Origin of the sequence: Streptomyces sp. NPDC059567 (genome assembly GCF_042735655.1) — a bacterium.
Taxonomy (GTDB): domain Bacteria; phylum Actinomycetota; class Actinomycetes; order Streptomycetales; family Streptomycetaceae; genus Streptomyces.
The window spans coordinates 1-22,486 of record NZ_JBHWBS010000050.1 but is presented as its reverse complement, the minus strand read 5'-3'; the positions used below and the strand labels follow the sequence as shown (position 1 = coordinate 22,486).

The following is a 22,486-nucleotide window of genomic DNA, read 5'->3' as shown; positions in this document are numbered from 1 at the left end:
GAAACGGCACTCCGAGGGCGAATTCAAGCAAGCCGACGGCATGTTCCGATGGAAAATGCCAGAACTCCTGCCCCCGACCGGAACGTTGAGTAACGTCTCCGTCACTGCCGTACGCCCGCACGCCGCATCGGGAGGGGAACCCGCGTGCCCGGAATCGACGAGTGCCTGCTGGAGGCCATGAGCCTGCCGGGCGCACGCGGGGCCTGGCTGGTCGACTGGACCAGCGGACTCGCCCTCGGCACGGCGGGCGACTCGCCGGTCGGCGACCACGAGACGACCGCGGCGGAGGCGGCCGAACTGGCGCGTGCGGCGGCGGAGTACGACTCCTTCGCCAGCGGCCCCCTGCACGACGAAACGTTACCCAAAGGGCCGCCCGTCGAGGACCTGATCGTCACCGCCCGCGGCGGTTACCACGTCCTCCGCTTCGTCGAGACGGCCTTCGACAGCAGCGTCTTCCTGCACCTGTGGATCGACCGCGACACCGGAAACCTCGCCATGGCCCGGATCCGGTTGCGCGACCTCGCCGAAAGGCTGGTCCTCGGATGACCGTCTCGCCGATGCTCACCCGTCTCGCCGCGGAACGCGCCACCGGAGCCCTGCTGCGCGACCACGGCACCCTCTACCTCGACGACGGCCGCGTCGTGCACGCCGAGAGCCCCGCCGCGCCCGGACTCGACGTCCTGCTGACGGCCGGCGGACGACTGCCCCGCGAGGGCTGGGACGAGGCGGTCAACCGGGCCGGGGCGCGCCGCGAGGTCGGCCGGTTCCTGGTGGACAGCGGACGGCTGCACGACGGCGAGCTCCAGATATGCCACCTCGGCGCCGTCTTCGACGCGGCGTTCTTCGCGCTCGCCCCCGCCAGCGGCCCCACCCGCTTCCGCTACGGCGTCGCCCACTGGTTCGGCCCGGTGCGCCCGGTCTCCACGGAGGCCGTCGAGCGCGAGACCGTACGCCGCCGTGAACTGCTGGACAGCGTCTGGCCGTACGGGGCCGTGGACACCGCCCCCGTCGTGCCCCGCGCCCCCGCCCCCGGGCAGACGGTGGGCCTGCGCCAGCGGGCCCTGCTGGCCGCCGCCGACGGGACCCGCACCCCGGCGGACATCGCCCGGCTGCTCGGCCGCCCGGCCTTCCACACACTGCTCGACATCCGCCGCCTGGCGGCCGCCGGCCTCGTCGAGACCCCGCTCGAATCCTTACCGGCCGCCCAGCCCGCCGTACCCGCCTGGGTCGGCGAGGTCGCGGTGGATCCGGACATCGCCCTGCTGCGCCGGCTCCGTGACGCCCTGGAGGCAAGCCTGTGATGAGGCGTGCCCTGCGCATGCGCGCCGAGAGGAGACAACTGATGTCGGCAGAGGCCGAGGTGCTCGGCGAGCTGAGACGGCTGCGGGCCCGACTGCCCCAGCTCACCGGGGCGCTCGCGGCGAGCGCCGACGGCCTGGTCCTGGCCCAGGACACGGTCGACAACGAGGCCGAGGCGGTGGCCGCGCTCACGGCCGCGGCGCTCGGCGTCGGGCAGCGGCTGACCGATTCCACGGGCCAGGGCGGCTTCCGCGAGCTGCTGGTGCGCGGCGAGAACGGCTATGTCGCCACGTACGCGGCCGGCGGCTCCGCCGTCCTCACCCTGCTCGCCGAGCCCCGGATCAACGTGGGGCGGCTCCATCTGGAGGCGCGGCGGTCGAGCGCCCGGATAGGCGAGCTGGTCGACGGGGCCCTGGAACGCAGAGACCTGAACTGATCCCAACCACCATGCGAATAGGAAGTGCGACACCCATGGCGAACACCGAGACCTCCCTGAAGGAAACCATGGCCATCGAGGGCGCCATCGGCGCCGCGCTGGTCGACTACACCAGCGGCATGGCCCTCGGCACGATCGGCAGCAGCAAGGAACTCGACCTCAATGTGGCCGCCGCGGGCAACACGGACGTGGTCCGCGCCAAGGTCAGGACGATGGAGATGCTCGGCCTCAAGGACGAGATCGAGGACATCCTGATCACGCTCGGCGGCCAGTACCACCTGCTCCGGCTGCTCAAGGGGCGCGGCACCAACGGTCTGTTCCTGTACCTGGCGCTGGACAAGACGCGCGCCAACCTGGCGATGGCCCGCCACCAGCTGAAGCGGATCGAGTCCGACCTGGAGGTCTGATCCCCGGCACCGGGAACGGTCCGGACCCTACTCCACGAACAGTCCCCGCTCGGCCGCCTTGGCGTCGAACTCCTCGAGGCGCGCCTGGGCATCCGGCAACTCGTCCGCCATCGCTTCCAGGAGCACCCGGCCGAGCAGCATCGGAGCGCAGGCCGTGTCGAAGGCGAGCCCGGTGCCGACAGCGGCGGGGATCAGCAGGTCGCTGTGGGCGGCGACGGGCGCGAACGCCGATTCGGCGACCGTCACGACGGTCAGTCCGGCCGCCCGCGCGTACTCCAGGGCCTCCACGACCTCCCTGGGGTGGCGCGGCAGCGCGAAGCAGAGCAGGGCCGTCGCCCCGGCCCGTACGGCCGCGTCGACGCGGTCCTTGAGCATCGAGCCGCCCTCGTCGAGGAGGCGGATGTCGGGGTGGACCTTGGCGGCGAAGTACGCGAAGCCGCGGGCCTGGGAGGAGGCAGCCCGCAGGCCGAGGACCGGCAGCGGCCGGGAGGCGGCGAGCAGCCGCCCGGCGCGCTCGACGGGCGCGGGGTCGGCGAGCATCTCGGCGAGATGGCGGAGGTTCTCGATCTCGGCGAGGACGGCCTGCTGGTACTCGTTGTGCTCGCTCGTCTCCCCCGCGGGCTTCCGCTCCGGGGCGACCTCGCGCAGATGGCGGCGCAGGGCGGGGTAGCCGTCGAAGCCGAGGGCGACGGCGAAGCGGGTGACGGAGGGCTGGCTGACACCGGCGAGCTCGGCCAGCTCCACGCTGGACAGGAACGGCACGTCGCCGGCCCTGCGCACCATGCAGTGCGCGATGCGCCGCTGTGTCGGTGTCAGCCGGTGCCCTTCGAAGAGCGCCTGAAGCCGTCCGGCCGGGCTGTCGCTCACGCCGTCCCCCTTTGGTCTATTCATCCTCCTCGAACTCTGCATGAGGATATGCAGCAGGGCAAGAAAAAGCGGGGGATAGCCCTACTGACGTGAGGGGCCGGGGCTCCCTACCGTGGCGAGCATGGATACGCGCGACCCCGACCGCACCGCCGAGCTCAAGAGCGAGCTGGACGCCACCCTGCACGCCCGGCGGGAGCTGGGTACGGAGTACGAGGCGGCTCTGATCGAGTCCTTCCTCGGCAAGGTGGAGCAGAGCCTGGACACCACGGTCGAGCGCCAGGTGCGGCGCCGGCTGGCCGAGCAGCAGGTGGCGAGCGCCCGCGGGGTCCGGCCGCCCGGTTCGGGCGTGGAGGGCTTCGGCGAGCGCTACGGCTTCGGGATCATCTCGCTGGTCCTGGCGATCCCGCTCTCCGCGATCGCCGTCAGCCAGGCGAACCTGGAGGGCCTGATCGTGGCCTGGCTGGGCATCGTGGGCGTGAACTTCGTCCACGCGTTCCGGGGCCGGCTGCCGAGGCGCGACGACACCCAGGATTTCTAGCGGGAACGGTGCGTAGCGCGGGGACCGCCGCACCCCCGTTGCCGGGGGGCGGGACGACGGCGGTCCCCGCGAGGGACACGGGCCCGGGTCAGGGCCGGTCTCCGCGTCCGGCGGCGTCTTCAGGAGTCCGGGAGCCGCTCCGTAGTCCTTGACGCCGACAACCACCAATGTGCCGGACGCGTGTTAAGCGGGTGCTGCGGGTACGTGTCGCGCTCGTACCGTTTGCGCGAACGCCCGCTCGACGAGCGGTTCGGGCTACTTCGCGGCGCCCTTGGTCCCGCCGTTCGCCAGGAAGGCCAGCAGGTCCTGACGGCTCACCACGCCCGTCGGCTTGCCCTCGACCAGCACGATCGCCGCGTCCGCCTCGCCGAGCACGGACATCAGGTCGGCGACCGGCTCGCCGGAGCCGACCTGCGGCAGCGGGGCGCTCATGTGACGCTCCAGCGGGTCCTCCAGGGAGGCCCGCTTGGTGAACAGCGCGTCGAGGAGCTCGCGTTCGACGACCGAGCCGACGACCTCCGCGGCCATGACGTCGGGGTGGCCGGCGCCGGGCTTGACGATGGGCATCTGGGAGACGCCGTACTCCCGCAGCACCTCGATGGCCTGACCGACCGTCTCCTCCGGGTGCATGTGGACGAGGGAGGGCAGTCCGCCCTCCTTGTGGCGCAGCACGTCGGCGACGGTGGCGGAGGAGGTGTCCTCCAGGAAGCCGTAGTCGGCCATCCACTCGTCGTTGAAGATCTTGGAGAGGTAGCCGCGGCCGGAGTCCGGCAGGATCACGACCACGATGTCGTCCGGGCCGAGGTCCTTGGCGACCTCGAGCGCGGCGACGACCGCCATGCCGCAGGAGCCTCCCACCAGGAGGCCCTCCTCCTTGGCGAGGCGGCGGGTCATCTGGAAGGAGTCCTTGTCGGAGACGGCGACGATCCGGTCGGTGCCGTCACGGTCGTAGGCGGTGGGCCAGAAGTCCTCGCCGACGCCCTCGACGAGGTACGGCCGGCCGGAGCCGCCGGAGTAGACCGAGCCCTCGGGGTCGGCGCCGACGATCTGGACCGTGCCGCCGCTGACCTCCTTCAGGTACTTGCCGGTGCCGGAGATGGTGCCGCCGGTGCCGATGCCCGCGACGAAGTGGGTGATCTTCCCGTCCGTCTGCTCCCACAGCTCGGGACCCGTGGTCTCGTAGTGCGAGCGGGGGTTGTTCGGGTTGGAGTACTGGTCGGGCTTCCAGGCGCCGGGCGTCTCACGGACGAGCCGGTCCGAGACGTTGTAGTACGAGTCGGGGTGCTCGGGGTCGACGGCGGTGGGGCAGACCACGACCTCCGCACCGTAGGCCCGCAGCACGTTGATCTTGTCCGTGGACACCTTGTCGGGGCAGACGAAGATGCACTTGTAGCCCTTCTGCTGGGCCACGATGGCGAGCCCGACGCCGGTGTTGCCGGACGTGGGCTCGACGATGGTTCCGCCAGGCTTGAGAGCACCGCTCTCCTCGGCCGCCTCGATCATCCGCAGGGCGATGCGGTCCTTGACCGAGCCGCCCGGGTTGAAGTACTCGACCTTGGCCAGGACGGTGGCCTGAATGCCCGCTGTCACATTGTTGAGCTTCACCAGCGGGGTGTTGCCGACGAGGCTGATCATCGAGTCGTGGAATTGCACCGTAATCTCCGGGGTCTCCGTAATGGTGAAGCCAGCGTATGCGTAGTCGGAGCGGGTTACGGGGCAGTTACATCCTGAACGGCTTGAAGGAGGTGACTGCCCCCATGTCGAGGGCGAGGGTGGCACGGCGGATCGCGGCGGGCGCGGCGTACGGCGGTGGGAGCATCGGGCTGCTCGGTGCGGCGGCGGTGGGCGTGCTCCTGGCCGAGGTGCAGCTCGCGAAGAGGACGGTCGGGGGTGGGGTGGCGCCGCTGCCACCGGGGGCGGACGGGCTGTACGGCCGCTCCTTCGAGACCACCGATCCGGCCTCGCCCCCGCTGCGGCTGGCCCTTCTGGGTGATTCGACGGCGGCGGGGCAGGGGGTGCGCCGGGTCGGTCAGACGCCGGGGGCGCTGCTGGCCTCGGGGCTCGCGGCGGTCGCGGAGCGTCCGGTGAACCTGCGGAACGTGGCGCTGCCGGGGGCGCGCTCGGACGACCTGGAGCGCCAGGTGTCGCTGCTGATGGCGGCTCCGGCGGGGCCGCCGGACGTGTGCGTGATCATGATCGGGGCGAACGACGTCACGCACCGGATGTCGGCGACGGAGTCGGTGCGGCTCCTGGCGGCGGCGGTGCGGCGGCTGCGGACGGCCGGGGCGGAGGTGGTCGTCGGGACCTGCCCGGATCTGGGGACGATCGAGCCGGTGTACCAGCCGCTGCGGTGGCTGGCGCGGCGGGTGTCGCGGCAGCTGGCCGCGGCGCAGACGATCGTGGTGGTGGAGCAGGGCGGGCGGACCGTGTCGCTGGGGGATCTGCTGGGTCCCGAGTTCGCGGCGAATCCCCGGGAGATGTTCGGGGCGGACAACTACCACCCGTCGGCGGAGGGGTACGCGACGGCGGCGATGGCGGTGTTGCCGACGGTGTGCGCGGTGCTGGGCGTGTGGCCGGAGACGGACCGCCTGGAGCCGGACCGTCACGAGAACATGCTGCCGGTGGCGAAGGCGGCGGCGGAGGCGGCGAAGGAAGCGGGCACGGAGGTCACGGGGGCGCGGGCGCCGTGGGCGCTGCTCAAGCACCGCCGCCGCCGTCGCCTCGCGGAGCCGCCCCCGGCCGCACCGGAGCCCACCCCGTCCCCGGAGGAGGTCCACCGCCCCTGACGGCGGGTACGAGACCGCGGCCCCCGGTTGCCTTCCACAACGGAGCGCCGGGGGTGTGACCCTGCGGCCCCCCGGCGGGACAATTGGCTTCAGCGGAGGGGCGAGAGTGCGCGCCACGCACCCGAACTGAGCGCTCGCTTAGAAAAGAGGTCCGCGTCACACCGTCTGGGCGGTGACCCGTGCCGTACGTGCAGGTAGCTTCGCATTCAGTCCGTCCACCCCGCATCCTCCTGGAGCCGTGATGCCCGAAGCCGTCATCGTCTCGACCGCCCGCTCCCCGATCGGCCGGGCCTTCAAGGGCTCCCTGAAGGACCTGCGGCCCGACGACCTCACCGCGACCATCGTCCAGGCCGCGCTCGCCAAGGTCCCCGAGCTGGACCCGCGGGACATCGACGACCTGATGCTCGGCTGTGGCCTCCCCGGTGGCGAGCAGGGCAACAACCTGGGCCGGATCGTCGCCGTCCAGATGGGGATGGACCACCTCCCCGGCTGCACGATCACCCGTTACTGCTCCTCCTCCCTGCAGACCTCCCGCATGGCGCTGCACGCCATCAAGGCCGGCGAGGGCGACGTCTTCATCTCGGCCGGTGTCGAGATGGTCTCCAGCTTCGCGAAGGGCAACTCGGACTCCCTGCCCGACACGCACAACCCGCTCTTCGCCGAGGCCGAGGCCCGTACCGCCGCCGTCGCCGCCTCGGAGGGCTCCTCCTGGCACGACCCGCGCGAGGACGGCCTCGTCCCGGACGCGTACATCGCCATGGGCCAGACCGCCGAGAACCTGGCCCGCCTCAAGGGCATCAGCCGCCAGGAGATGGACGAGTTCGGCGTACGGTCGCAGAACCTCGCCGAGCAGGCCATCAAGAACGGCTTCTGGGAGCGCGAGATCACCCCGGTGACGACCCCGGACGGCACCGTCGTCTCCGCCGACGACGGCCCGCGCGCCGGCGTCACCCTGGAGGGCGTGCAGGGCCTCAAGCCCGTCTTCCGCCCCGACGGCCTGGTCACCGCCGCCAACTGCTGCCCGCTCAACGACGGCGCCGCCGCGCTCGTGATCATGTCGGACACGAAGGCCCGCGAGCTCGGCCTGACGCCGCTCGCCCGCATCGTCTCCACCGGCGTCTCGGGCCTCTCCCCCGAGATCATGGGCCTCGGCCCGGTCGAGGCGTCCAAGCAGGCCCTCAAGCGCGCCGGCCTGACCATCGGCGACATCGACCTCGCCGAGATCAACGAGGCCTTCGCCGCCCAGGTCATCCCGTCCTACCAGGACCTGGGTCTGGACCTGGACAAGGTGAACGTCAACGGTGGCGCGATCGCCGTCGGCCACCCCTTCGGCATGACCGGTGCCCGCATCACCGGCACCCTGATCAACAGCCTCCAGTTCCACGACAAGCAGTTCGGTCTGGAGACCATGTGCGTCGGCGGCGGCCAGGGCATGGCCATGGTCATCGAGCGGCTGAGCTGAGCCGTAGCGGAGGGTAGGGGTCGCCTGAGGAACGAAGGCGGCACCTGCCCGCAGCGGTGGCGAAGGGAAGCGTGAGCAAAGAAGCGAGCGGCTGAGCTGAGCGCCTGAGCCGACCCATCGGGCGCCTGCAGTAAGCCCAGAAGACGCCTCGGCTAACCCCGTCGCGTCCTAGCCGTGACCGAATCTCCCCCAGGATGTGACCTATGTCCCGGGGGAGAGTCGTTCCCGCAGGTCACAACCACATCGGGACTAGACACCTGGCCCAAATACCTGTCCATTTCGTGACGTAATGCACTGACAGGGGGCGCACTCCCACGACAAGCTGATGTAGGAAGTCGGGGGGATCGACTCGGAATCGGGAGTACGTCAGTGAGCGCCATGTCTCTTGCCCTGCTGGTGACCACGGCCGCCGCCACGGCCGTGGGCGCCGCCGCCCTGCACGCTGCCCACGGTCTCCGTAAGCAGGTCGCCGCTCTGCGTAGCGAACTCGCCACCGCCCACGGGGTGTCCGTACCCCAGGCACGCCAGACGCCCGCGTCCGAGATACGGGCCGCGGTCGCCGAGGCGCTGGCCGAGGAGCGCGAGCGCGAGCTCGCCGAGGCGCGTGCGTTCTGGGCGGCACAGGAGGCCCGTGACGCGGCCGACGCCCCGTCGCTCCTCGGCGGCCTGGGCGGATCCGCCGAGGACGGCCCCTTCTACGTGCCGCGCCAGGCCGATTTCGTGGGCCTGGAGGCCATGGCCCTGGAGGCGATGGAGGCCGAGGCCGCCGCGCTGGACGGCCCCGGCGCCGACAGCGTCCTGGACGAGTTCCCCGAGCTGAACGAGTACGCCGAGGACTCTCCGGAGCTCGCCGCGGCCCGCCGCCGCCACCCCTCGCACCCGGACTTCGTGCCGGTCCAGACGCCCGTGGTCACCGACCACGAGCGCACGGTGGCCCGCCTCGAGGAGCTCGCCGACACGCGCACCGCGCTGACCGACGTGCGCCCCGGGCCGCTCGGCACGCTGGACGTGTACGTCTTCGCCGACGGCACCACCCTCTGCATGACCCCCGGTCACCGGGAGACCGCGGAGCGTCTCGCGGACGCCCTGCACGCCGGTCGTACGCCGGTCCTGCTCGGCGGCTCGGGCGTCTCGGGGGCGTACGCCCTGACGTTCTCCTTCGGGGAGGCGGACGACGAGAACGTCTACATCCTCGCCGACCGCGTGATCGCCTCGCTGTAGCCCCCAGGGGCCGTCAGAGCCCCGACCGCTCCGCGGCCTCCCGTACCAGCCTCACGGCCTCGCCCAGTTCCCGTTCCCGGGAGCCGGCCGGGGCCGTTCGCAGAATCTCCGCCAGATCGTTTCCGGCCACGACGAGTTGGTCGGCGACCGTGAACACGCCGGCGTCCGGCATGATCCGCCCGGCGTCCTCCGGCTCCTCGATCCGCTGCGCCAAGAGCGCCAACTCCCTGGCCAGCTCCAGCCCTTCGGCGGCGGCGCCACGCTGGAGGCGGCTCTGCGGGGCGGCCCGCAGCCGGTCCGCGAACCGTTCGACGACGGCGGTCAGTTCACTCGTATCAAGCACGGCGCGACCCTACGCGCCCTCCGGGGACTGTTGCCAACGGCCCGGCACTCAGGCACGGTGACGGGAAGGAGCACACGGCAACACGCGTCCGGAGGCGCCGATGTCCCACGCATTCTCCGAAGAGACCCATCGCAACCTGCTCGCCCGCATCCCCCATTGCACCGGTCGTGAAGTCTCCGACTGGCTTCGCACCGTCGAGGAAGGCCCCTCCCTCATCCGCTTCGAGGAGAAGGTGAGCTGGCTCCGGGGCGAGCACGACCTCGCGTACGGCCACGCGAAGGCGATCATCCACGAGTACGACCTTCGGCGAGCGGCCCGCCGGCTGCTCTGACACTCCGCACGGGGGCCCGCCCGCACGGGCCCCCTTCGGCCCGCCCCGGCAGGGCGGAGCCGATGGGGAGAACCATCGTTCCCCATCCCCGGTACAGTGAGAGAACGATGATTCTCCACTGATGGGGTGATCGGGCGATGGACACGGAAACCGCCGAGGTACGGCTCCTGGAGGCCGCCGAGGCCCTCTTCGACGAGCGAGGGGTGCAGGCGGTCGGCATGGACGCCATCCGCACCGCGTCCGGCGTCTCCCTCAAGCGCCTCTACCAGCTGTACCCGTCCAAGGACCATCTCGTCTGGGCCGTCCTGAACCACCGCGACGCAGCCGTACGGGAGGCCATCGCCGCCCACGGCGCGGCGCACGCCGGCACGCCGTACGAGCGCGCCCTGGCGGTCTTCGACTACCTCGGCGACTGGTTCGCCGACCCCGGCTTCCGGGGCTGTGCCTTCATCAACACCTTCGGCGAGATGGGCGGCATCTCGGCGGACGTCGCCGACATCGCCCGCGGCCACAAGCAGGCCCTCCGGGGCTACTTCGCCGAGCAGACGAACGCCCTCGGCGCACCGTCGGAGCTCGCCGACCAGCTGGCGCTGCTCGCCAACGGCGCCATGGCCGTCGCCGGCATCAACGGCTCCCCCGAGCCGGCCACCCAGGCGAAGGAAGCGGCCCGGGTGCTCCTGGACGCCGCGCTCAAGGGCTGAGAACGCGGAAGGGCCCGCCCGGCGGAAGCCGGACGGGCCCTTCGTCACACACGAGCCGTGCGTCAGTCGTCGCCCTGCAGGATCGACAGCAGGCGCAGCATCTCCAGGTAGATCCACACCAGGGTCAGGGTGAGGCCGAAGGCCGCCAGCCAGGACTCCTCGCGCGGAGCGCCGTACGTCACGCCGTCCTCGACCTGCTTGAAGTCGAGGGCGAGGAAGCAGGCACCGAGGATGATGCCGATGACACCGAAGAGGATGCCGAGGCCGCCGCTGCGGAAGCCCAGGCCGTCACCGGCGCCGTCGAAGAGCGAGAAGATCGCGTTGACCGCCATCAGCAGGATGAAGCCGATCGCGGCCGCCATCACGAAGCCGTAGAAGCGGCGGGTCACACGGATCCAGCGCATCTTGTAGGCGATCAGCACGCCGGCGAAGACCGCCATCGTGCCGAGGACCGCCTGCGCGACCACACCGGGCGAGATGTAGGTCGAGACCGTGGCCGAGATCACGCCGAGGAAGACACCCTCGAACGCCGCGTAGGCCAGGATCAGCGCGGGCGAGGCCTTGCGCTTGAAGGACTGCACCATCGCCAGGACGAAGGCCACCAGGGCGGCGCCGACGGCGATGCCGTAGGACTTGCCGAGGTTCGCCTCGTCGACCGGCAGAAGGAACCACGCGAGGGCGGCGGTGACCACGACCGTGCCGAGCGTCATGGCCGTACGGCTCACGACGTCGTCGATCGTCATCACGTCGCCGCGCGTCTGCTGCGGGGCGCCGAGCTGGGTGTCCTGCGCGTACGGGTTGGTCGCGTACGGGTTCGCCGAGTCCTGGGCGTACGGGTTGGTTCCGACGGCGGGGCCCCCGGCCTGCGGCTGCTGCGCGTTGAAGCCGGCGTAGCCGTTGTCGCGGCTGAACCCCCGTCGCGAGAAGACCGGGTTGCTGCTCCTCATCTCACTCCTCCATGGCCGCACTGCGCGGCCTTGCGTCAAGAGTAATGCGGAAGCAAAAGAAACTCCCTAGTGCTCGGGGAGGATCTTTCCGAGATCGTTAGAGAGACCCGGCGGTCGATGGGGGGTGAGCTGTGCCCGGAACCGGACTCGAACCGGTACGGCCCGAAGGCCAGCGAGGTTTAAGCTCGCCGTGTCTGCATTCCACCACCCGGGCATGGCGCGCGGCTCCGCGTTGGCACATGAGCCTATCGGGACGCTTCCCCCGTTCAGCGGAACGCTGGCCCGATGTTGTCTTATTTTATTGACGTCTGAGGGTGTGTCAGTGCAGGTGGGGGCCCATCTGACGAACTGTGACAGGGGTCGCAGGCGCAAAGGCGCGTACGCCGGAATGACGGAAACTCGCCGCATCTATGTCACATCGCCCGCGGGGGACATGGCCGGGTCCGCGCTCCGGAGGGCGTCTCAGGGGTCCTGTCATACCTCAGGAGGAGGGGCGGGCCCCCCGGTCCGACTCCAGGCTGCCCCGGGAACGGGCATGTGGACGGACGCTCGGGGCCTCAACGCTCGACACGATGGAGTGGTTCCCGAACATCCGCAGTGACAGGAGTCCCCTCGTGACCACCACCCCCACCGTGTCCCGCGCCACCGCGGTGGCCGCCCGCGCCGCGGATCTGTCGAAGGTCTACGGACAGGGCGAGACCCAGGTGGTCGCCCTCGACCAGGTCACCGTGGACTTCCGCCAGGGCGAGTTCACCGCGATCATGGGCCCGTCCGGCTCCGGCAAGTCCACCCTGATGCACTGCGTCGCCGGCCTGGACTCCTTCAGCTCCGGTTCGGTCCGCCTCGGCGACACCGAGCTGGGCACCCTGAAGGACAAGCAGCTCACGCAGCTGCGCCGGGACAAGATCGGCTTCATCTTCCAGGCGTTCAACCTGCTGCCGACGCTGACGGCCCTGGAGAACATCACGCTGCCGATGGACATCGCAGGCCGTAAGCCCGACAAGCAGTGGGTGGAGAAGGTCATCGACATGATCGGCCTGTCCGGCCGGCTGAGCCACCGTCCCACGCAGCTCTCCGGCGGCCAGCAGCAGCGCGTCGCCGTGGCCCGCGCGCTCGCCTCCCGCCCCGAGATCATCTTCGGTGACGAGCCGACCGGAAACCTGGACTCGCGCTCGGGCGCCGAGGTGCTGGGCTTCCTGCGCAATTCGGTACGGGAGCTGGGCCAGACGGTCGTCATGGTCACCCACGACCCGGTCGCCGCGTCCTACGCCGACCGGGTGATCTTCCTCGCGGACGGCCGGATCGTCGACGAGATGATCGCCCCGACGGCGGACGGCGTGCTGGACCGCATGAAGGCCTTCGACGCCAAGGGCCGCACGAGCTGAGGCGGCGGCGCCTCACCGCGCCGTCCCGGGGCCCGGCCCCGGAGCCCCGCCCACGCGGGGACCGTGACGGCGCCCGGCCACGAGCCGTGTGCGCCCCGCTCTCCCCGCCCTCTCACTTCCCGGCCCGCCGCAGGCGCCGGCCCCACTCCAGGACACACACATGTTCCGTACCGCCTTGCGCAACGTGCTCGCGCACAAGGCCCGGCTGCTGATGACCGTGCTCGCCGTCATGCTCGGCGTCGCCTTCGTCTCCGGCACCCTGGTCTTCACCGACACCCTCTCCCAGGCCTTCCGCAACCAGTCCGCGAAGAGCTACGACGACGTCGCCGTCGCCGTCACCATGTACCCGCGCCCCGAAGAGGCCGCGAAGACGCCCGGTCTCTCGCAGGCCGTGCTCGACAAGGTCGCCAAGCTCGACGGCGTCTCCTCCGTCACCGGGCGCGTCGACGGATTCGCCGGCGTGCCGGACAAGAACGGCAAGCTGATCGGCGTCGGCTGGTCCAACAAGGGCACCAACTTCGCCCCCGGCGCGGACGGCAAGGACCGGGCGTACGACTTCGCCCAGGGCGCGGGCCCGCTCCAGGACGGCCAGATCGCGCTGGACAAGGAGAGCGCGGCCAAGGGCGGCTACAAGGTCGGCGACACCGTCCGCGTCGCCACCAACGGCCCGGTGAAGGAGTACACCCTCTCCGGCATCTTCACGACCGAGGACGGCGCGGTCCAGGCCGGCGGCAGCCTGGTCCTCTTCGACAACTCCGTCGCGCAGAAGCAGTACGTGAAGCAGGGCTTCTACCGGGACGCCATCGTCGTCGCCAAGCCCGGCACGGACGCCGACAAGCTTCTGGACGAGGTCCTGAAGGTCGTCCCGAAGGCCGCCACGGCCCAGACCGGCCAGGCGCTCGCCGACCAGCAGGCCAAGGACATCGAGGCCGGACTCGGCGCGCTGAAGCAGGTGCTGCTCGGCTTCGCCGGCATCGCCCTCTTCGTCGGCGTCTTCCTGATCGCCAACACCTTCACCATGCTGGTCGCCCAGCGCACCAGGGAGCTCGCGCTGATGCGCGCCGTCGGTGCCTCGCGCAAGCAGATCACCCGCTCCGTCCTGGTCGAGGCCGGCCTCGTCGGTCTGGTCGCCTCGGTCGTCGGCTACGTCCTGGGCATCGGGCTCGCCGTCGGGCTCCGTTCGGGCATGAACGCCTTCGACCTGAAGGTGCCGGGCGGCCCGCTGGTCCTCGGCAGCACCCCGGTGATCGCCGCGCTCGCCGTCGGCATCCTGATCACCACGTTCGCCGCCTGGCTGCCCGGCCGCCGCGCCGCGAAGATCCCGCCGGTCGCCGCGATGAGCAGCGTCCACGCCGCCGCGACGACCAAGTCCCTGGTGGTCCGCAACTCCATCGGCGCCCTGATCACCGCGCTCGGCGCGGTCCTGATCGTGCTCGGCGCCGGCAAGGGCGGCGAGGACGGCCGGATGTTCATCGCGGGCGGTGCCTTCACCACCCTCATCGGTGTGATCGTGCTGATCCCGCTGCTCTCCCGCCCGGTGATCGCCCTGATCCGCCCGCTCTTCGTCGGCCTCTTCGGGGTCTCCGGCAAGCTCGCCGGGCTCAACGCGGTCCGCAACCCGCGCCGTACCGGCGCCACCGCCTCCGCGCTCGCCATCGGTCTGACCCTGGTCACCGGCCTCACCGTGCTCGGCACGACGGTCGGCACGGCCCTGGACAAGATGACGACGGACCAGATCCGCGCCGACTACATGGTCACCATGGCCAGCGGCGGCGGCATGAACCAGGACGCGCTCGCCGCGATCGAGAAGGCCCCGGGCGCCGTCGCCGTCTCGCCGCAGATGGCCGGCTGGTTCACGCTGAAGGGCAAGGACGTCTCGGCCTCCGGTGTCACCCCGGGCGACGTCGAGCGGCTCATCAAGCTCGACACCGTGAGGGGCTCGCTCGGCTCGCTCGGCGAGGGCAAGATCGCGGTCGCCGACAAGACGGCGACCAAGCAGGGCTGGAAGGTCGGCGACACGCTGCCGGTCGAGTACGGGGACAAGCAGAAGGGGAAGCTGACGGTCGGCGCGATCTTCAAGGACAGCGAGTTCGTCTCGCCGGTCCTGATCGACGCGAAGACCATCACCGCCCACGAGCAGGAGACGTACATCCCGCAGATCTTCGTCTCGATGGACGGCGGCGCCTCGGCGGCCAACGACAAGGCGCTCGCGAAGGCCATGGGCGACAACCCGGCCATCAAGGTCATGGACCAGAAGGACATCCGTGACGAGTTCGGCGGCCAGATCAACATGCTCCTGAACATCATGTACGGCCTGCTGGCGATGGCCCTGATCATCGCGATCCTGGGCGTCGTGAACACCCTGGCCATGTCCGTCTTCGAGCGCCAGCAGGAGATCGGCATGCTGCGGGCGATCGGTCTGGACCGGCGCCGCGTGAAGCGGATGGTCCGTCTGGAGGCCGTGGTCATCTCGCTCTTCGGCGCGGTGGTCGGCATCGGTCTCGGCTCGTTCCTCGGCTGGGCGATCGGCGAGACGTTCAAGAGCAGCCTGCCGGGCTACGCCCTGGTCCTGCCCTGGGACCGGATCGGGATCTTCCTGGTCCTGGCCGGACTGGTCGGCGTCCTCGCGTCCCTGTGGCCGGCTCGCAGCGCGGCCAAGCTGAACATGCTGACCGCGATCAAGACCGAGTAACTCCGGTACGACGTACACGCCGAAGGGCCGGGCTCCCCCGCGGGAGCCCGGCCCTTCAGCGTGTCAGCAGCGCTTACGGCTTCTCGTTCCACACCCGCGGCCGCAGCGCCACGCCCGAGGCGCCCGCCTCCGGTGTCTTCACCGCGAGGAACTGGTTCACCCCGATCCTGTTGCGCTCGAAGGCGACCGCGCATGCCGCCATGTAGAGCCGCCAGATCCTCGCCCGGCCCGGCGAGGTGTTCCGTACGGCACGCGCCCAGTCGCCCTCCAGGTTGGCCACCCAGCGGCGCAGCGTGAGGGCGTAGTGCTCGCGGATCGCCTCCACGTCGCGGACCTCGAAGCCGGCGTCCTCCAGGGTGGTGAGCGTGCGGCCCATCGGGGCCAGCTCGCCGTCCGGGAAGACGTACGCGTCGATGAACTCGTCCACCTGGTAGGCGGCCTCGTCCGGTTCGGGGCGGCGGGAGATCTGGTGGTTGAGCAGCCGGCCGCCCGGCTTGAGGAGGGAATGCAGTATGTCGGCGTACTCGCGGTAGCGGACCGCGCCGACGTGCTCGGCCATCCCGATGGACGAAATGGCGTCGTACGGACCGTCCTTGACGTCCCGGTAGTCCTGGACGCGGACCTCGACCCGGTCGGTCAGACCCTCCTCGGCGATCCGCTTGCGGGCGAAGGCCGCCTGCTCTCGGGAGAGGGTGATGCCGACGACCTGGGCGCCGTACTCGCGGGCCGCGTGGATGGCCATGGAACCCCAGCCGCAGCCGACGTCGAGCAGCCGGTCGCCCTCCTTCAGGTTCAGCTTGCGGGCGATGAGGTCCAGCTTGTCGCGCTGGGCCTCCTCCAGGGTCCCGCCGTCCGTCCAGTACGCGCACGAGTAGACCATCGAGGGCCCGAGGACCAGCTCGTAGAAGTCGTTGCCCACGTCGTAGTGGTGGCTGATCGCCTGCTTGTCGCGGCGCTTGCTGTGGCGGGAGCCCGTGCGCCGGCGCATCTCCTCGGCCGGCGGCGCGGGCGGCGGGAAAGGCCCGGCCAGCTTCAGCAGGGCGCCCGCCGCGGCGCGCAGCTTCGGGTCGCGTACGGACTCCAGGGCGCTCCTGGTCTCCTCCGAGCGCTCCCAGATCAGCCCCGCGAGCCGGTCCAGGACCTCGTAGAGGTCCCCCTCCACGTCGATCTCACCGCTCACCCAGGCCCGGGCGAGGCCCAGTTCGCCGGGCTTCCACAGCAGCCGGCGCAGGGCGCGGCGCTGCCGGACGATCAGGACGGGGCCGTCCGCGGGGCCGGACTCGCTGCCGTCCCAGGCACGCAGACGTACCGGGAGCGGGGCCCCCAGGAGATCCTCCGCGAGAGTGGTCAGCCGCAATGCGGCGTCGGCCATGGTGCACACCTCCGTGATGTCGTGCCCCAGAAATGCTCGTCACCACGTAAACACCCTCCGTAGGCGATTTTCGTCCCGTCGGCGCGCAACGACTCGGCAAAACACCCGGGCGGACTCGCGGGAGACTCCGGCGGGCATGCCGAAGGGCCGTCCGCACCACGGATGGCGGACGGCCCTTACGGGGGTGTACTGCGGTGGAACTAGGAGGCCTTGGCCTTCTCCTGGCTCGCGGCGGCGGCGGCCGGAGCGGGAGCGGGCTTGGCCGCCTCGTAGAACTCCTCGCGCGGCGTCTCCATCGCACCGAGGGAGACGACCTCGCGCTTGAGGAACATCGCGAGGGTCCAGTCGGCGAAGACGCGGATCTTGCGGTTCCAGGTCGGCACGGCCATGCCGTGGTAGCCACGGTGCATGTACCAGGCGAGACGGCCCTTGAGCTTGATCTTCATCTTGCCCATGACGATCATCGCGACGCCCTTGTGGAGGCCGAGGCCCGCCACAGCACCCTTGTTGGAGTGCGAGTACTCCTTCTGCGGGAAGCCCCGCATGCCGGAGACCACGTTGTCGCCGAGGACCTTCGCCTGACGCAGCGCGTGCTGGGCGTTCGGCGGGCACCAGGCGTTCTCCACGCCGGCCTTGCGGGCGGCGAGGTCCGGAACCTGGGCGTTGTCGCCGGCGGTCCAGATGTAGTCGGTGCCGGTGACCTGGAGGGTCGGCTGGGCGTCCACGTGGCCGCGCGGGCCGAGCGGGAGGCCGAAGCGGGCGAGCGCCGGGTTGGGCTTGACGCCCGCGGTCCACACGATCGTGTTGGAGTCGACCTCGAGGCCGTTCTTCAGCACGACGTGGCCGTCGACGCAGGAGTCCATCGACGTCGAGAGGTAGATCTCGACACCGCGGCCCTCGAGGTGCTCCTTGCCCCAGCGGCCCAGCTCCGGGCCGACCTCGGGAAGGATCTTGTCGGCGGCGTCGACCAGGATGAAGCGCATGTCCTCGCGCTTCACGTTGGTGTAGTACTTCGCCGCGTCGCGGGCCATGTCCTCGACCTCGCCGATGGTCTCCGCGCCGGCGAAGCCGCCGCCCACGAAGACGAAGGTCAGCGCCTTGCGGCGGACCTCCTCGTCGGTCGTCGAGTCGGCCTTGTCCAGCTGCTCCAGGACGTGGTTGCGAAGGCCGATGGCCTCCTCCACGCCCTTCATGCCGATGCCCTGCTCGGCGAGGCCGGGGATCGGGAAGGTGCGGGAGACCGCGCCCATCGCGATGACCAGGTAGTCGAACGGCAGGTCGTAGGCCTCGCCGACGAGCGGCGCGACCGTGGCGACCTTGCGGTCCTGATCGATGGTGGTGACGCGACCGGTGAGCACCTCGGCTCCACGCACGACGCGTCGCAGCGGGACGACGACATGGCGCGGCGAGATGCTGCCTGCGGCGGCTTCGGGGAGGAAGGGCTGGTACGTCATGTACGAGCGCGGGTCGACGACCGTGACGGTCGCTTCCGCATAACGCATCTTCTTCAGAATGCGTCGTGCTGCGTACAGGCCTACGTACCCACCGCCTACTACGAGGATCCTGGGACGCTCCGTGGTGCTCATGCATCCGAGTATCCACCCCTCCCAGGGGGGTCGCTCGTGCGCCCCTTCACAAGGTCTCGGGGGACCTCTGCTACACTCCGCCGCCCACGTGACCTAGGTCATGGTCGTGCAAAGGAACCAGGGTGCGGGGGTGAACGTTGTTCACCCCTACTGAACTGGCCCGGAGAGCTGTCGTTAACGCTGAACCACAGGGCCCGTTCACGCGATGGAAACATCGAGCGAACAAGGCTCCCCGCCTACGAAAGAGCCCCGACAGGGGTGTTGGAGGCCTTGAAGGCCCTCCACGGCCCCCATCAGGGCCCTTTTCCTTGTGAAGAACTTCACGAACTTTCTCGGCGGACCGTTTCCGGACGTGTCGCCGGGTGCCCGTTATGCCACGGACAGTGCGATTCCGTCGAGGATGTCGTGCTCGCTGACGACGACCTCGCGGGCCCCGGTCCGCTCCATGATCTCCAGCAGGACGAGCGCCCCGGAGACGATCACGTCGACCCGCCCGGGGTGCATCACGGGGATCGCGGCGCGCTCGGCGTGGGTGGAGCCGAGCAGCGACCTGACGATCTCCTCGACCTTCTCGTACGAGATCCGGGAGTGGTGGATCTTCTCGGACTCGTACTCCTCGAGCCCCAGCGCGATCGCGGCGACCGTGGTCACGGAGCCGGCGAGCCCGACGAGGGTCTGCGCCTCACGGATCGGGACGGTCCGCTCGGCCAGGTCGAGGGCGGCGCGGATGTCGGCGCGGATCGAGGCGATCTCGGCGGCGGCCGGCGGGTCGCTGCGGACGTGCCGCTCGGTCAGCCGTACGCAGCCGATGTCGACGGACCGGGCGGCCTCGACGTGCCGGTTGCCGACGACGAACTCGGTCGAGCCGCCGCCGATGTCCACGACGAGGTACTTCTCCGTGCCGTGCAGCTCGGCCGTGGCGCCGGTGAAGGAGAACTCGGCCTCCTGGTCGCCGGAGATCACCTCGGGCTCGACGCCCAGGATGTCCAGCACACCGGAGACGAAGTCGTCGCGGTTCTCGGCGTCGCGGGAGGCGGAGGTGGCCACGAAGCGGAGCTTCTCGGCGCCCAGCTCCTTGATGACGGCCGCGTACTCGCGGCAGGCCGCGAAGGTCCGCTCCAGCGCCTCGGGCGCGAGCCGCCCGGTCTTGTCGACGCCCTGCCCGAGGCGGACGATCGTCATCCGCCGGTCCAGCTCGATCAGCTCGCCCGTCTCGGGATGGACGTCGGCGACGAGGAGGCGGATGGAGTTCGTACCGCAGTCGATTCCGGCGACCCTGGTCACTGGGCGGACTCCTTCTCGTCCCCGCACGGCGTGACGCAGGGGCCCTTGGCCCACCACTCCGGCAGCATCGCCAGCGCCTCGTCGCCCAGCGGGTTCACGCCGGGGCCCGCGGCCAGCGAGTGGCCGACGAGGACGTGCAGGCACTTGACCCGGTCCGGCATCCCGCCGGCGCTCGGGAAGCCCTCCAGGACCTCGATGGCGTCGCGGCGGGCGATGTAGTCCTCGTGCGCGGCCCGGTAGGCGGCGGCCAGCTCCGGGTCGGTGCCCAGGCGCGCCTGCATCTCCTTCATGACCCCGTTGGCCTCCAGCGTGCCGATCGCCGAGGCCGCGCGGGGGCAGGTCAGGTAGTACGTGGTGGGGAACGGCGTGCCGTCCGGGAGCCGCGGCGCGGTCTCGACGACGTCCGGGTGGCCGCAGGGGCAGCGGTGCGCGATGGCGCGCAGCCCCCGGGGCGGGCGGCCGAGCTGTGCCTCGAAGGCGGCGACGTCCGCGTCGGCGGGCTCGGTGCGTGCGGTCTGCGGAGGGGGCGTTTCCATGCCTGCGTCTGTCTTCTCGTCGGGGGCGGTCTGGTCCGGGCGGTCGGCTCCGGTCGCGTGGGACGGACCGGCCCGCGGTGGGGCCGGCCGGGCCCGAGGTGTGGGCCCATCATCTCGCGCCGGAGCGCTAACGGCTCGCGTCGGCCCGGTCGACGCCGTCCCAGAGGTCGGAATACCAGGGACGGTCGGCCGTGCTCTGCTCCTCGCGCCGGGCGCGCTCGGCCTCGGGGTCGTTCACGGTGAAGCCGGTCTCGCCGGGCAGCACGTAGTGCAGGTGCTCGCGGGCGAGGCGGCGGACGTAGGCCGGGTCCTGGAGGCGGGCCTTCTCGTCCCGCAGCTCCTCGACCCGGGCGGCGGCCTCGGCGGCCTGGCGCTCCTGCTCGGCGATCTCGCCGCGCTGGGAGACGTACTGCCGCATCGGGTAGGCGAGCGCCACCACCAGCGAGCAGACGACCAGGGCGAGGAAGGCCGCGCGGCCGGTGAGCCGCGAGCGGCGGGCCTGGCGGCGGGTCTGGGAGCGGTAGACACGGGCGGCGGTCTGCTCACCGAGCAGCCTGATCCGGGTCGCGGTCGAGAACCGGTCCCGGTCCTTCGCGGCCATGTCGTGTCGCCTCCCCTTTTCCTGCGCCGTAAAGCGTGCGTCCCCGCACACGGTACGGGACCGGATGCGGGGACGTATGTACGACGGGCTGGACGGCCCTTGAGCCGGTGTCAGCCCTTGAAGCGCGGGAACGCGCTGCGGCCGGCGTAGACCGCGGCGTCGTCGAGGATCTCCTCGATGCGCAGGAGCTGGTTGTACTTGGCGACGCGCTCGGAGCGGGCCGGGGCACCGGTCTTGATCTGGCCGCAGTTGGTGGCGACGGCCAGGTCGGCGATGGTGACGTCCTCGGTCTCGCCGGAGCGGTGGGACATCATGCACTTGAAGCCGTTGCGCTGGGCCAGCTCGACGGCGTCCAGGGTCTCGGTCAGCGAACCGATCTGGTTGACCTTCACGAGCAGGGCGTTGGCGGTGCCCTCCTCGATGCCGCGGGCCAGGCGCTCCGGGTTGGTGACGAACAGGTCGTCGCCGACGATCTGGACCTTGGTGCCCAGCTTGTCGGTGAGCACCTTCCAGCCGGCCCAGTCGTCCTCGAACAGCGGGTCCTCGATGGAGACCAGCGGGTACGCGGAGACGAGCTCCTCGTAGTACTCGGTCATCTCGGCGGCCGAGCGGGACTTGCCCTCGAACTCGTACGAGCCGTCCTTGTAGAACTCGGACGCGGCGACGTCGAGCGCCAGCGCGATGTCCTTGCCGGGGACGTAGCCGGCCTGCTTGATGGCCTCCAGGATGAGGTCGAGCGCCTCGCGGTTGGAGTCCAGGTTCGGGGCGAAGCCGCCCTCGTCGCCGAGGCCGGTGGACAGGCCCTTCGTCTTCAGGACGGCCTTGAGGGTGTGGTAGACCTCGGTGCCCCAGCGCAGGGCCTCGGAGAAGGACTCCGCGCCGATCGGCGCGATCATGAACTCCTGGATGTCCACGTTGGAGTCGGCGTGCGAGCCGCCGTTCAGGATGTTCATCATCGGAACGGGCAGCAGGTGCGCGTTCGGGCCGCCCAGGTAGCGGAAGAGCGGGAGGTCGGAGGCCTCGGACGCGGCGTGCGCGACGGCGAGGGAGACGCCGAGGATGGCGTTGGCGCCGAGCGAGGCCTTGTTGTCCGTGGCGTCCAGGTCGAACATGGCCTGGTCGATCAGGCGCTGCTCGGTGGCGTCGTAGCCGACGAGCTCCGGGCCGATCTGCTCGATCACGGCGAGGACGGCCTTCTCGACGCCCTTGCCCTGGTAGCGGTTCTTGTCTCCGTCACGGAGCTCAATGGCCTCGAACGCACCGGTGGAGGCACCGGACGGAACAGCAGCACGACCGGTGCTGCCGTCGTCGAGGCCGACCTCGACCTCGACCGTGGGGTTGCCTCGGGAGTCCAGGATTTCCCGGGCTACGACGACGTCGATGGACGGCACGAGCATCTCCTTCTGGGATGTGACGCTAGATGTGACGCTTGCTGTGCAGGGTCGCTTTGGCCTTGCGCCAAGAGCCTAACCGGCTCCGGGGCTCCGGCCCGCCCGGCGCCCGCCCCCTGGGACGAAAAAGGACCCGAGGGCAGGTATCCCGGGTCAAAACACCCCAGACCTACTCGCCGGTAACGCGGATGGCCGCCCTGCGGGAACCCCGGCGCGCGGGACCCGGGAACGCGGAACCCCGGGCCCGCGCCCCCCCGGGGGGGGGGGCCCGGGCCGGGGGGGGGCCCCGCGGGCGGGGGCG

At 70.8% G+C, this 22,486-nt stretch carries 22 protein-coding genes and 1 tRNA gene; 12 read left to right on the top strand and 11 right to left on the bottom strand.

Going from position 1 to position 22,486, the window contains the following annotated elements; all coding sequences use genetic code 11:
* Nucleotides 1–144: 144 nt before the first annotated feature.
* The 4 genes from ACFVZW_RS22055 to ACFVZW_RS22040 are packed head-to-tail and all read left to right on the top strand — an operon-like array spanning nucleotide 145 to nucleotide 2,142.
* Nucleotides 145–546: a hypothetical protein gene (locus tag ACFVZW_RS22055; protein WP_384523744.1), complete on the top strand. Its 402-nt coding sequence runs from the start codon at nucleotides 145–147 to the stop codon at nucleotides 544–546.
* The gene (locus ACFVZW_RS22050; RefSeq protein ID WP_384523742.1) at nucleotides 543–1,301 is read left to right on the top strand and encodes a transcriptional regulator; all 759 of its coding nucleotides are present in this window, start codon (nucleotides 543–545) and stop codon (nucleotides 1,299–1,301) included. The genes ACFVZW_RS22055 and ACFVZW_RS22050 overlap by 4 nt, the downstream gene beginning before the upstream one ends.
* A gap of 41 nt (nucleotides 1,302–1,342) precedes the next feature.
* On the top strand, nucleotides 1,343–1,735 hold the full coding sequence (locus ACFVZW_RS22045) for a roadblock/LC7 domain-containing protein (RefSeq protein WP_384523740.1): 393 nt from the start codon (nucleotides 1,343–1,345) through the stop codon (nucleotides 1,733–1,735).
* A 35-nt stretch (nucleotides 1,736–1,770) separates the two neighbouring features.
* Nucleotides 1,771–2,142 carry a hypothetical protein gene (locus ACFVZW_RS22040; RefSeq protein WP_384523738.1) on the top strand — a complete coding sequence of 124 codons (372 nt, stop codon included), beginning with the start codon at nucleotides 1,771–1,773 and terminating at the stop codon, nucleotides 2,140–2,142.
* 27 nt (nucleotides 2,143–2,169) lie between these two features.
* Here ACFVZW_RS22040 and ACFVZW_RS22035 read toward each other — a convergent pair whose 3' ends face one another.
* Entirely contained in the window at nucleotides 2,170–3,033 is an 864-nt protein-coding gene (locus ACFVZW_RS22035) for a MurR/RpiR family transcriptional regulator (protein ID WP_384523736.1), read from the bottom strand.
* A 97-nt stretch (nucleotides 3,034–3,130) separates the two neighbouring features.
* Between ACFVZW_RS22035 and ACFVZW_RS22030 the strand changes: the two genes are divergently transcribed.
* On the top strand, nucleotides 3,131–3,547 hold the full coding sequence (locus tag ACFVZW_RS22030; RefSeq protein ID WP_384523734.1) for a hypothetical protein: 417 nt from the start codon (nucleotides 3,131–3,133) through the stop codon (nucleotides 3,545–3,547).
* A 255-nt stretch (nucleotides 3,548–3,802) separates the two neighbouring features.
* Here the strand turns inward: ACFVZW_RS22030 and ACFVZW_RS22025 are convergent, their stop codons facing one another.
* Nucleotides 3,803–5,200 (bottom strand): cystathionine beta-synthase, encoded by a 1,398-nt coding sequence (locus tag ACFVZW_RS22025; RefSeq protein WP_383559058.1) that lies wholly within the window; start codon nucleotides 5,198–5,200, stop codon nucleotides 3,803–3,805.
* 119 nt (nucleotides 5,201–5,319) lie between these two features.
* On the opposite strand from ACFVZW_RS22025, the gene ACFVZW_RS22020 reads away from it, so the two are divergent.
* From ACFVZW_RS22020 to ACFVZW_RS22010, 3 genes are all read left to right on the top strand, one after another.
* Nucleotides 5,320–6,333, top strand: coding sequence for an SGNH/GDSL hydrolase family protein (locus tag ACFVZW_RS22020; protein WP_384523797.1), 1,014 nt, complete (start codon nucleotides 5,320–5,322; stop codon nucleotides 6,331–6,333).
* Between the two features lie 241 nt (nucleotides 6,334–6,574).
* Nucleotides 6,575–7,795, top strand: a complete 1,221-nt coding sequence (locus tag ACFVZW_RS22015; protein ID WP_384523732.1) for an acetyl-CoA C-acetyltransferase — start codon at nucleotides 6,575–6,577, stop codon at nucleotides 7,793–7,795.
* 378 nt (nucleotides 7,796–8,173) lie between these two features.
* Nucleotides 8,174–9,016, top strand: a complete 843-nt coding sequence (locus ACFVZW_RS22010) for a hypothetical protein (RefSeq protein WP_384523730.1) — start codon at nucleotides 8,174–8,176, stop codon at nucleotides 9,014–9,016.
* A 13-nt stretch (nucleotides 9,017–9,029) separates the two neighbouring features.
* Here the strand turns inward: ACFVZW_RS22010 and ACFVZW_RS22005 are convergent, their stop codons facing one another.
* Nucleotides 9,030–9,359 carry a hypothetical protein gene (locus ACFVZW_RS22005; RefSeq protein ID WP_384523729.1) on the bottom strand — a complete coding sequence of 110 codons (330 nt, stop codon included), beginning with the start codon at nucleotides 9,357–9,359 and terminating at the stop codon, nucleotides 9,030–9,032.
* 100 nt (nucleotides 9,360–9,459) lie between these two features.
* Between ACFVZW_RS22005 and ACFVZW_RS22000 the strand changes: the two genes are divergently transcribed.
* A complete protein-coding gene (locus tag ACFVZW_RS22000; protein WP_329119757.1) occupies nucleotides 9,460–9,690 on the top strand; it encodes a DUF4287 domain-containing protein in 231 nt (76 codons plus the stop codon).
* 137 nt (nucleotides 9,691–9,827) lie between these two features.
* Nucleotides 9,828–10,391, top strand: coding sequence for a TetR/AcrR family transcriptional regulator (locus ACFVZW_RS21995; RefSeq protein WP_384523727.1), 564 nt, complete (start codon nucleotides 9,828–9,830; stop codon nucleotides 10,389–10,391).
* A 62-nt stretch (nucleotides 10,392–10,453) separates the two neighbouring features.
* Here the strand turns inward: ACFVZW_RS21995 and ACFVZW_RS21990 are convergent, their stop codons facing one another.
* Nucleotides 10,454–11,338 (bottom strand): Bax inhibitor-1/YccA family protein, encoded by an 885-nt coding sequence (locus tag ACFVZW_RS21990; protein WP_384523725.1) that lies wholly within the window; start codon nucleotides 11,336–11,338, stop codon nucleotides 10,454–10,456.
* Nucleotides 11,339–11,470: 132 nt separating this feature from the next.
* Nucleotides 11,471–11,552 (bottom strand) — tRNA-Leu (locus ACFVZW_RS21985).
* 400 nt (nucleotides 11,553–11,952) lie between these two features.
* On the opposite strand from ACFVZW_RS21985, the gene ACFVZW_RS21980 reads away from it, so the two are divergent.
* Nucleotides 11,953–12,723, top strand: coding sequence for an ABC transporter ATP-binding protein (locus ACFVZW_RS21980; RefSeq protein ID WP_384523723.1), 771 nt, complete (start codon nucleotides 11,953–11,955; stop codon nucleotides 12,721–12,723).
* 160 nt (nucleotides 12,724–12,883) lie between these two features.
* Nucleotides 12,884–15,415 (top strand): ABC transporter permease, encoded by a 2,532-nt coding sequence (locus ACFVZW_RS21975; RefSeq protein WP_384523721.1) that lies wholly within the window; start codon nucleotides 12,884–12,886, stop codon nucleotides 15,413–15,415.
* Nucleotides 15,416–15,488: 73 nt separating this feature from the next.
* Here the strand turns inward: ACFVZW_RS21975 and ACFVZW_RS21970 are convergent, their stop codons facing one another.
* The 6 genes from ACFVZW_RS21970 to eno form a co-directional block, all read right to left on the bottom strand.
* On the bottom strand, nucleotides 15,489–16,787 hold the full coding sequence (locus ACFVZW_RS21970) for a class I SAM-dependent methyltransferase (protein ID WP_384523719.1): 1,299 nt from the start codon (nucleotides 16,785–16,787) through the stop codon (nucleotides 15,489–15,491).
* Nucleotides 16,788–16,987: 200 nt separating this feature from the next.
* Nucleotides 16,988–18,373, bottom strand: a complete 1,386-nt coding sequence (locus ACFVZW_RS21965; RefSeq protein ID WP_384523717.1) for an NAD(P)/FAD-dependent oxidoreductase — start codon at nucleotides 18,371–18,373, stop codon at nucleotides 16,988–16,990.
* A gap of 369 nt (nucleotides 18,374–18,742) precedes the next feature.
* Nucleotides 18,743–19,657 (bottom strand): exopolyphosphatase, encoded by a 915-nt coding sequence (locus ACFVZW_RS21960; protein ID WP_384523715.1) that lies wholly within the window; start codon nucleotides 19,655–19,657, stop codon nucleotides 18,743–18,745.
* A complete protein-coding gene (locus tag ACFVZW_RS21955) occupies nucleotides 19,654–20,193 on the bottom strand; it encodes a DUF501 domain-containing protein (protein WP_384523713.1) in 540 nt (179 codons plus the stop codon). Before ACFVZW_RS21955 ends, ACFVZW_RS21960 begins: the two co-directional genes overlap by 4 nt.
* A 127-nt stretch (nucleotides 20,194–20,320) precedes the next feature.
* A complete protein-coding gene (locus ACFVZW_RS21950) occupies nucleotides 20,321–20,794 on the bottom strand; it encodes a septum formation initiator family protein (RefSeq protein ID WP_384523711.1) in 474 nt (157 codons plus the stop codon).
* A 110-nt stretch (nucleotides 20,795–20,904) separates the two neighbouring features.
* Nucleotides 20,905–22,191 (bottom strand): phosphopyruvate hydratase, encoded by a 1,287-nt coding sequence (eno, locus tag ACFVZW_RS21945; RefSeq protein WP_383560883.1) that lies wholly within the window; start codon nucleotides 22,189–22,191, stop codon nucleotides 20,905–20,907.
* Between the last annotated feature and the right edge of the window lie 295 nt (nucleotides 22,192–22,486).

Excerpts from the sequence above, each read along its gene's own strand:
- ACFVZW_RS22050 (WP_384523742.1), top strand. The coding sequence starts at position 543 with ATGACCGTCTCGCCGATGCTCACCCGTCTCGCCGCGGAACGCGCCACC.
- ACFVZW_RS22045 (WP_384523740.1), top strand. The coding sequence starts at position 1,343 with ATGTCGGCAGAGGCCGAGGTGCTCGGCGAGCTGAGACGGCTGCGGGCC.
- ACFVZW_RS22040 (WP_384523738.1), top strand. The coding sequence starts at position 1,771 with ATGGCGAACACCGAGACCTCCCTGAAGGAAACCATGGCCATCGAGGGC.
- ACFVZW_RS22035 (WP_384523736.1), bottom strand. The coding sequence starts at position 3,033 with ATGAATAGACCAAAGGGGGACGGCGTGAGCGACAGCCCGGCCGGACGG.
- ACFVZW_RS22030 (WP_384523734.1), top strand. The coding sequence starts at position 3,131 with ATGGATACGCGCGACCCCGACCGCACCGCCGAGCTCAAGAGCGAGCTG.
- ACFVZW_RS22015 (WP_384523732.1), top strand. The coding sequence starts at position 6,575 with ATGCCCGAAGCCGTCATCGTCTCGACCGCCCGCTCCCCGATCGGCCGG.
- ACFVZW_RS22010 (WP_384523730.1), top strand. The coding sequence starts at position 8,174 with ATGTCTCTTGCCCTGCTGGTGACCACGGCCGCCGCCACGGCCGTGGGC.
- ACFVZW_RS22000 (WP_329119757.1), top strand. The coding sequence starts at position 9,460 with ATGTCCCACGCATTCTCCGAAGAGACCCATCGCAACCTGCTCGCCCGC.
- ACFVZW_RS21995 (WP_384523727.1), top strand. The coding sequence starts at position 9,828 with ATGGACACGGAAACCGCCGAGGTACGGCTCCTGGAGGCCGCCGAGGCC.
- ACFVZW_RS21990 (WP_384523725.1), bottom strand. The coding sequence starts at position 11,338 with ATGAGGAGCAGCAACCCGGTCTTCTCGCGACGGGGGTTCAGCCGCGAC.
- ACFVZW_RS21975 (WP_384523721.1), top strand. The coding sequence starts at position 12,884 with ATGTTCCGTACCGCCTTGCGCAACGTGCTCGCGCACAAGGCCCGGCTG.
- ACFVZW_RS21970 (WP_384523719.1), bottom strand. The coding sequence starts at position 16,787 with ATGGCCGACGCCGCATTGCGGCTGACCACTCTCGCGGAGGATCTCCTG.
- ACFVZW_RS21965 (WP_384523717.1), bottom strand. The coding sequence starts at position 18,373 with ATGAGCACCACGGAGCGTCCCAGGATCCTCGTAGTAGGCGGTGGGTAC.
- ACFVZW_RS21955 (WP_384523713.1), bottom strand. The coding sequence starts at position 20,193 with ATGGAAACGCCCCCTCCGCAGACCGCACGCACCGAGCCCGCCGACGCG.
- ACFVZW_RS21950 (WP_384523711.1), bottom strand. The coding sequence starts at position 20,794 with ATGGCCGCGAAGGACCGGGACCGGTTCTCGACCGCGACCCGGATCAGG.
- eno (WP_383560883.1), bottom strand. The coding sequence starts at position 22,191 with ATGCTCGTGCCGTCCATCGACGTCGTCGTAGCCCGGGAAATCCTGGAC.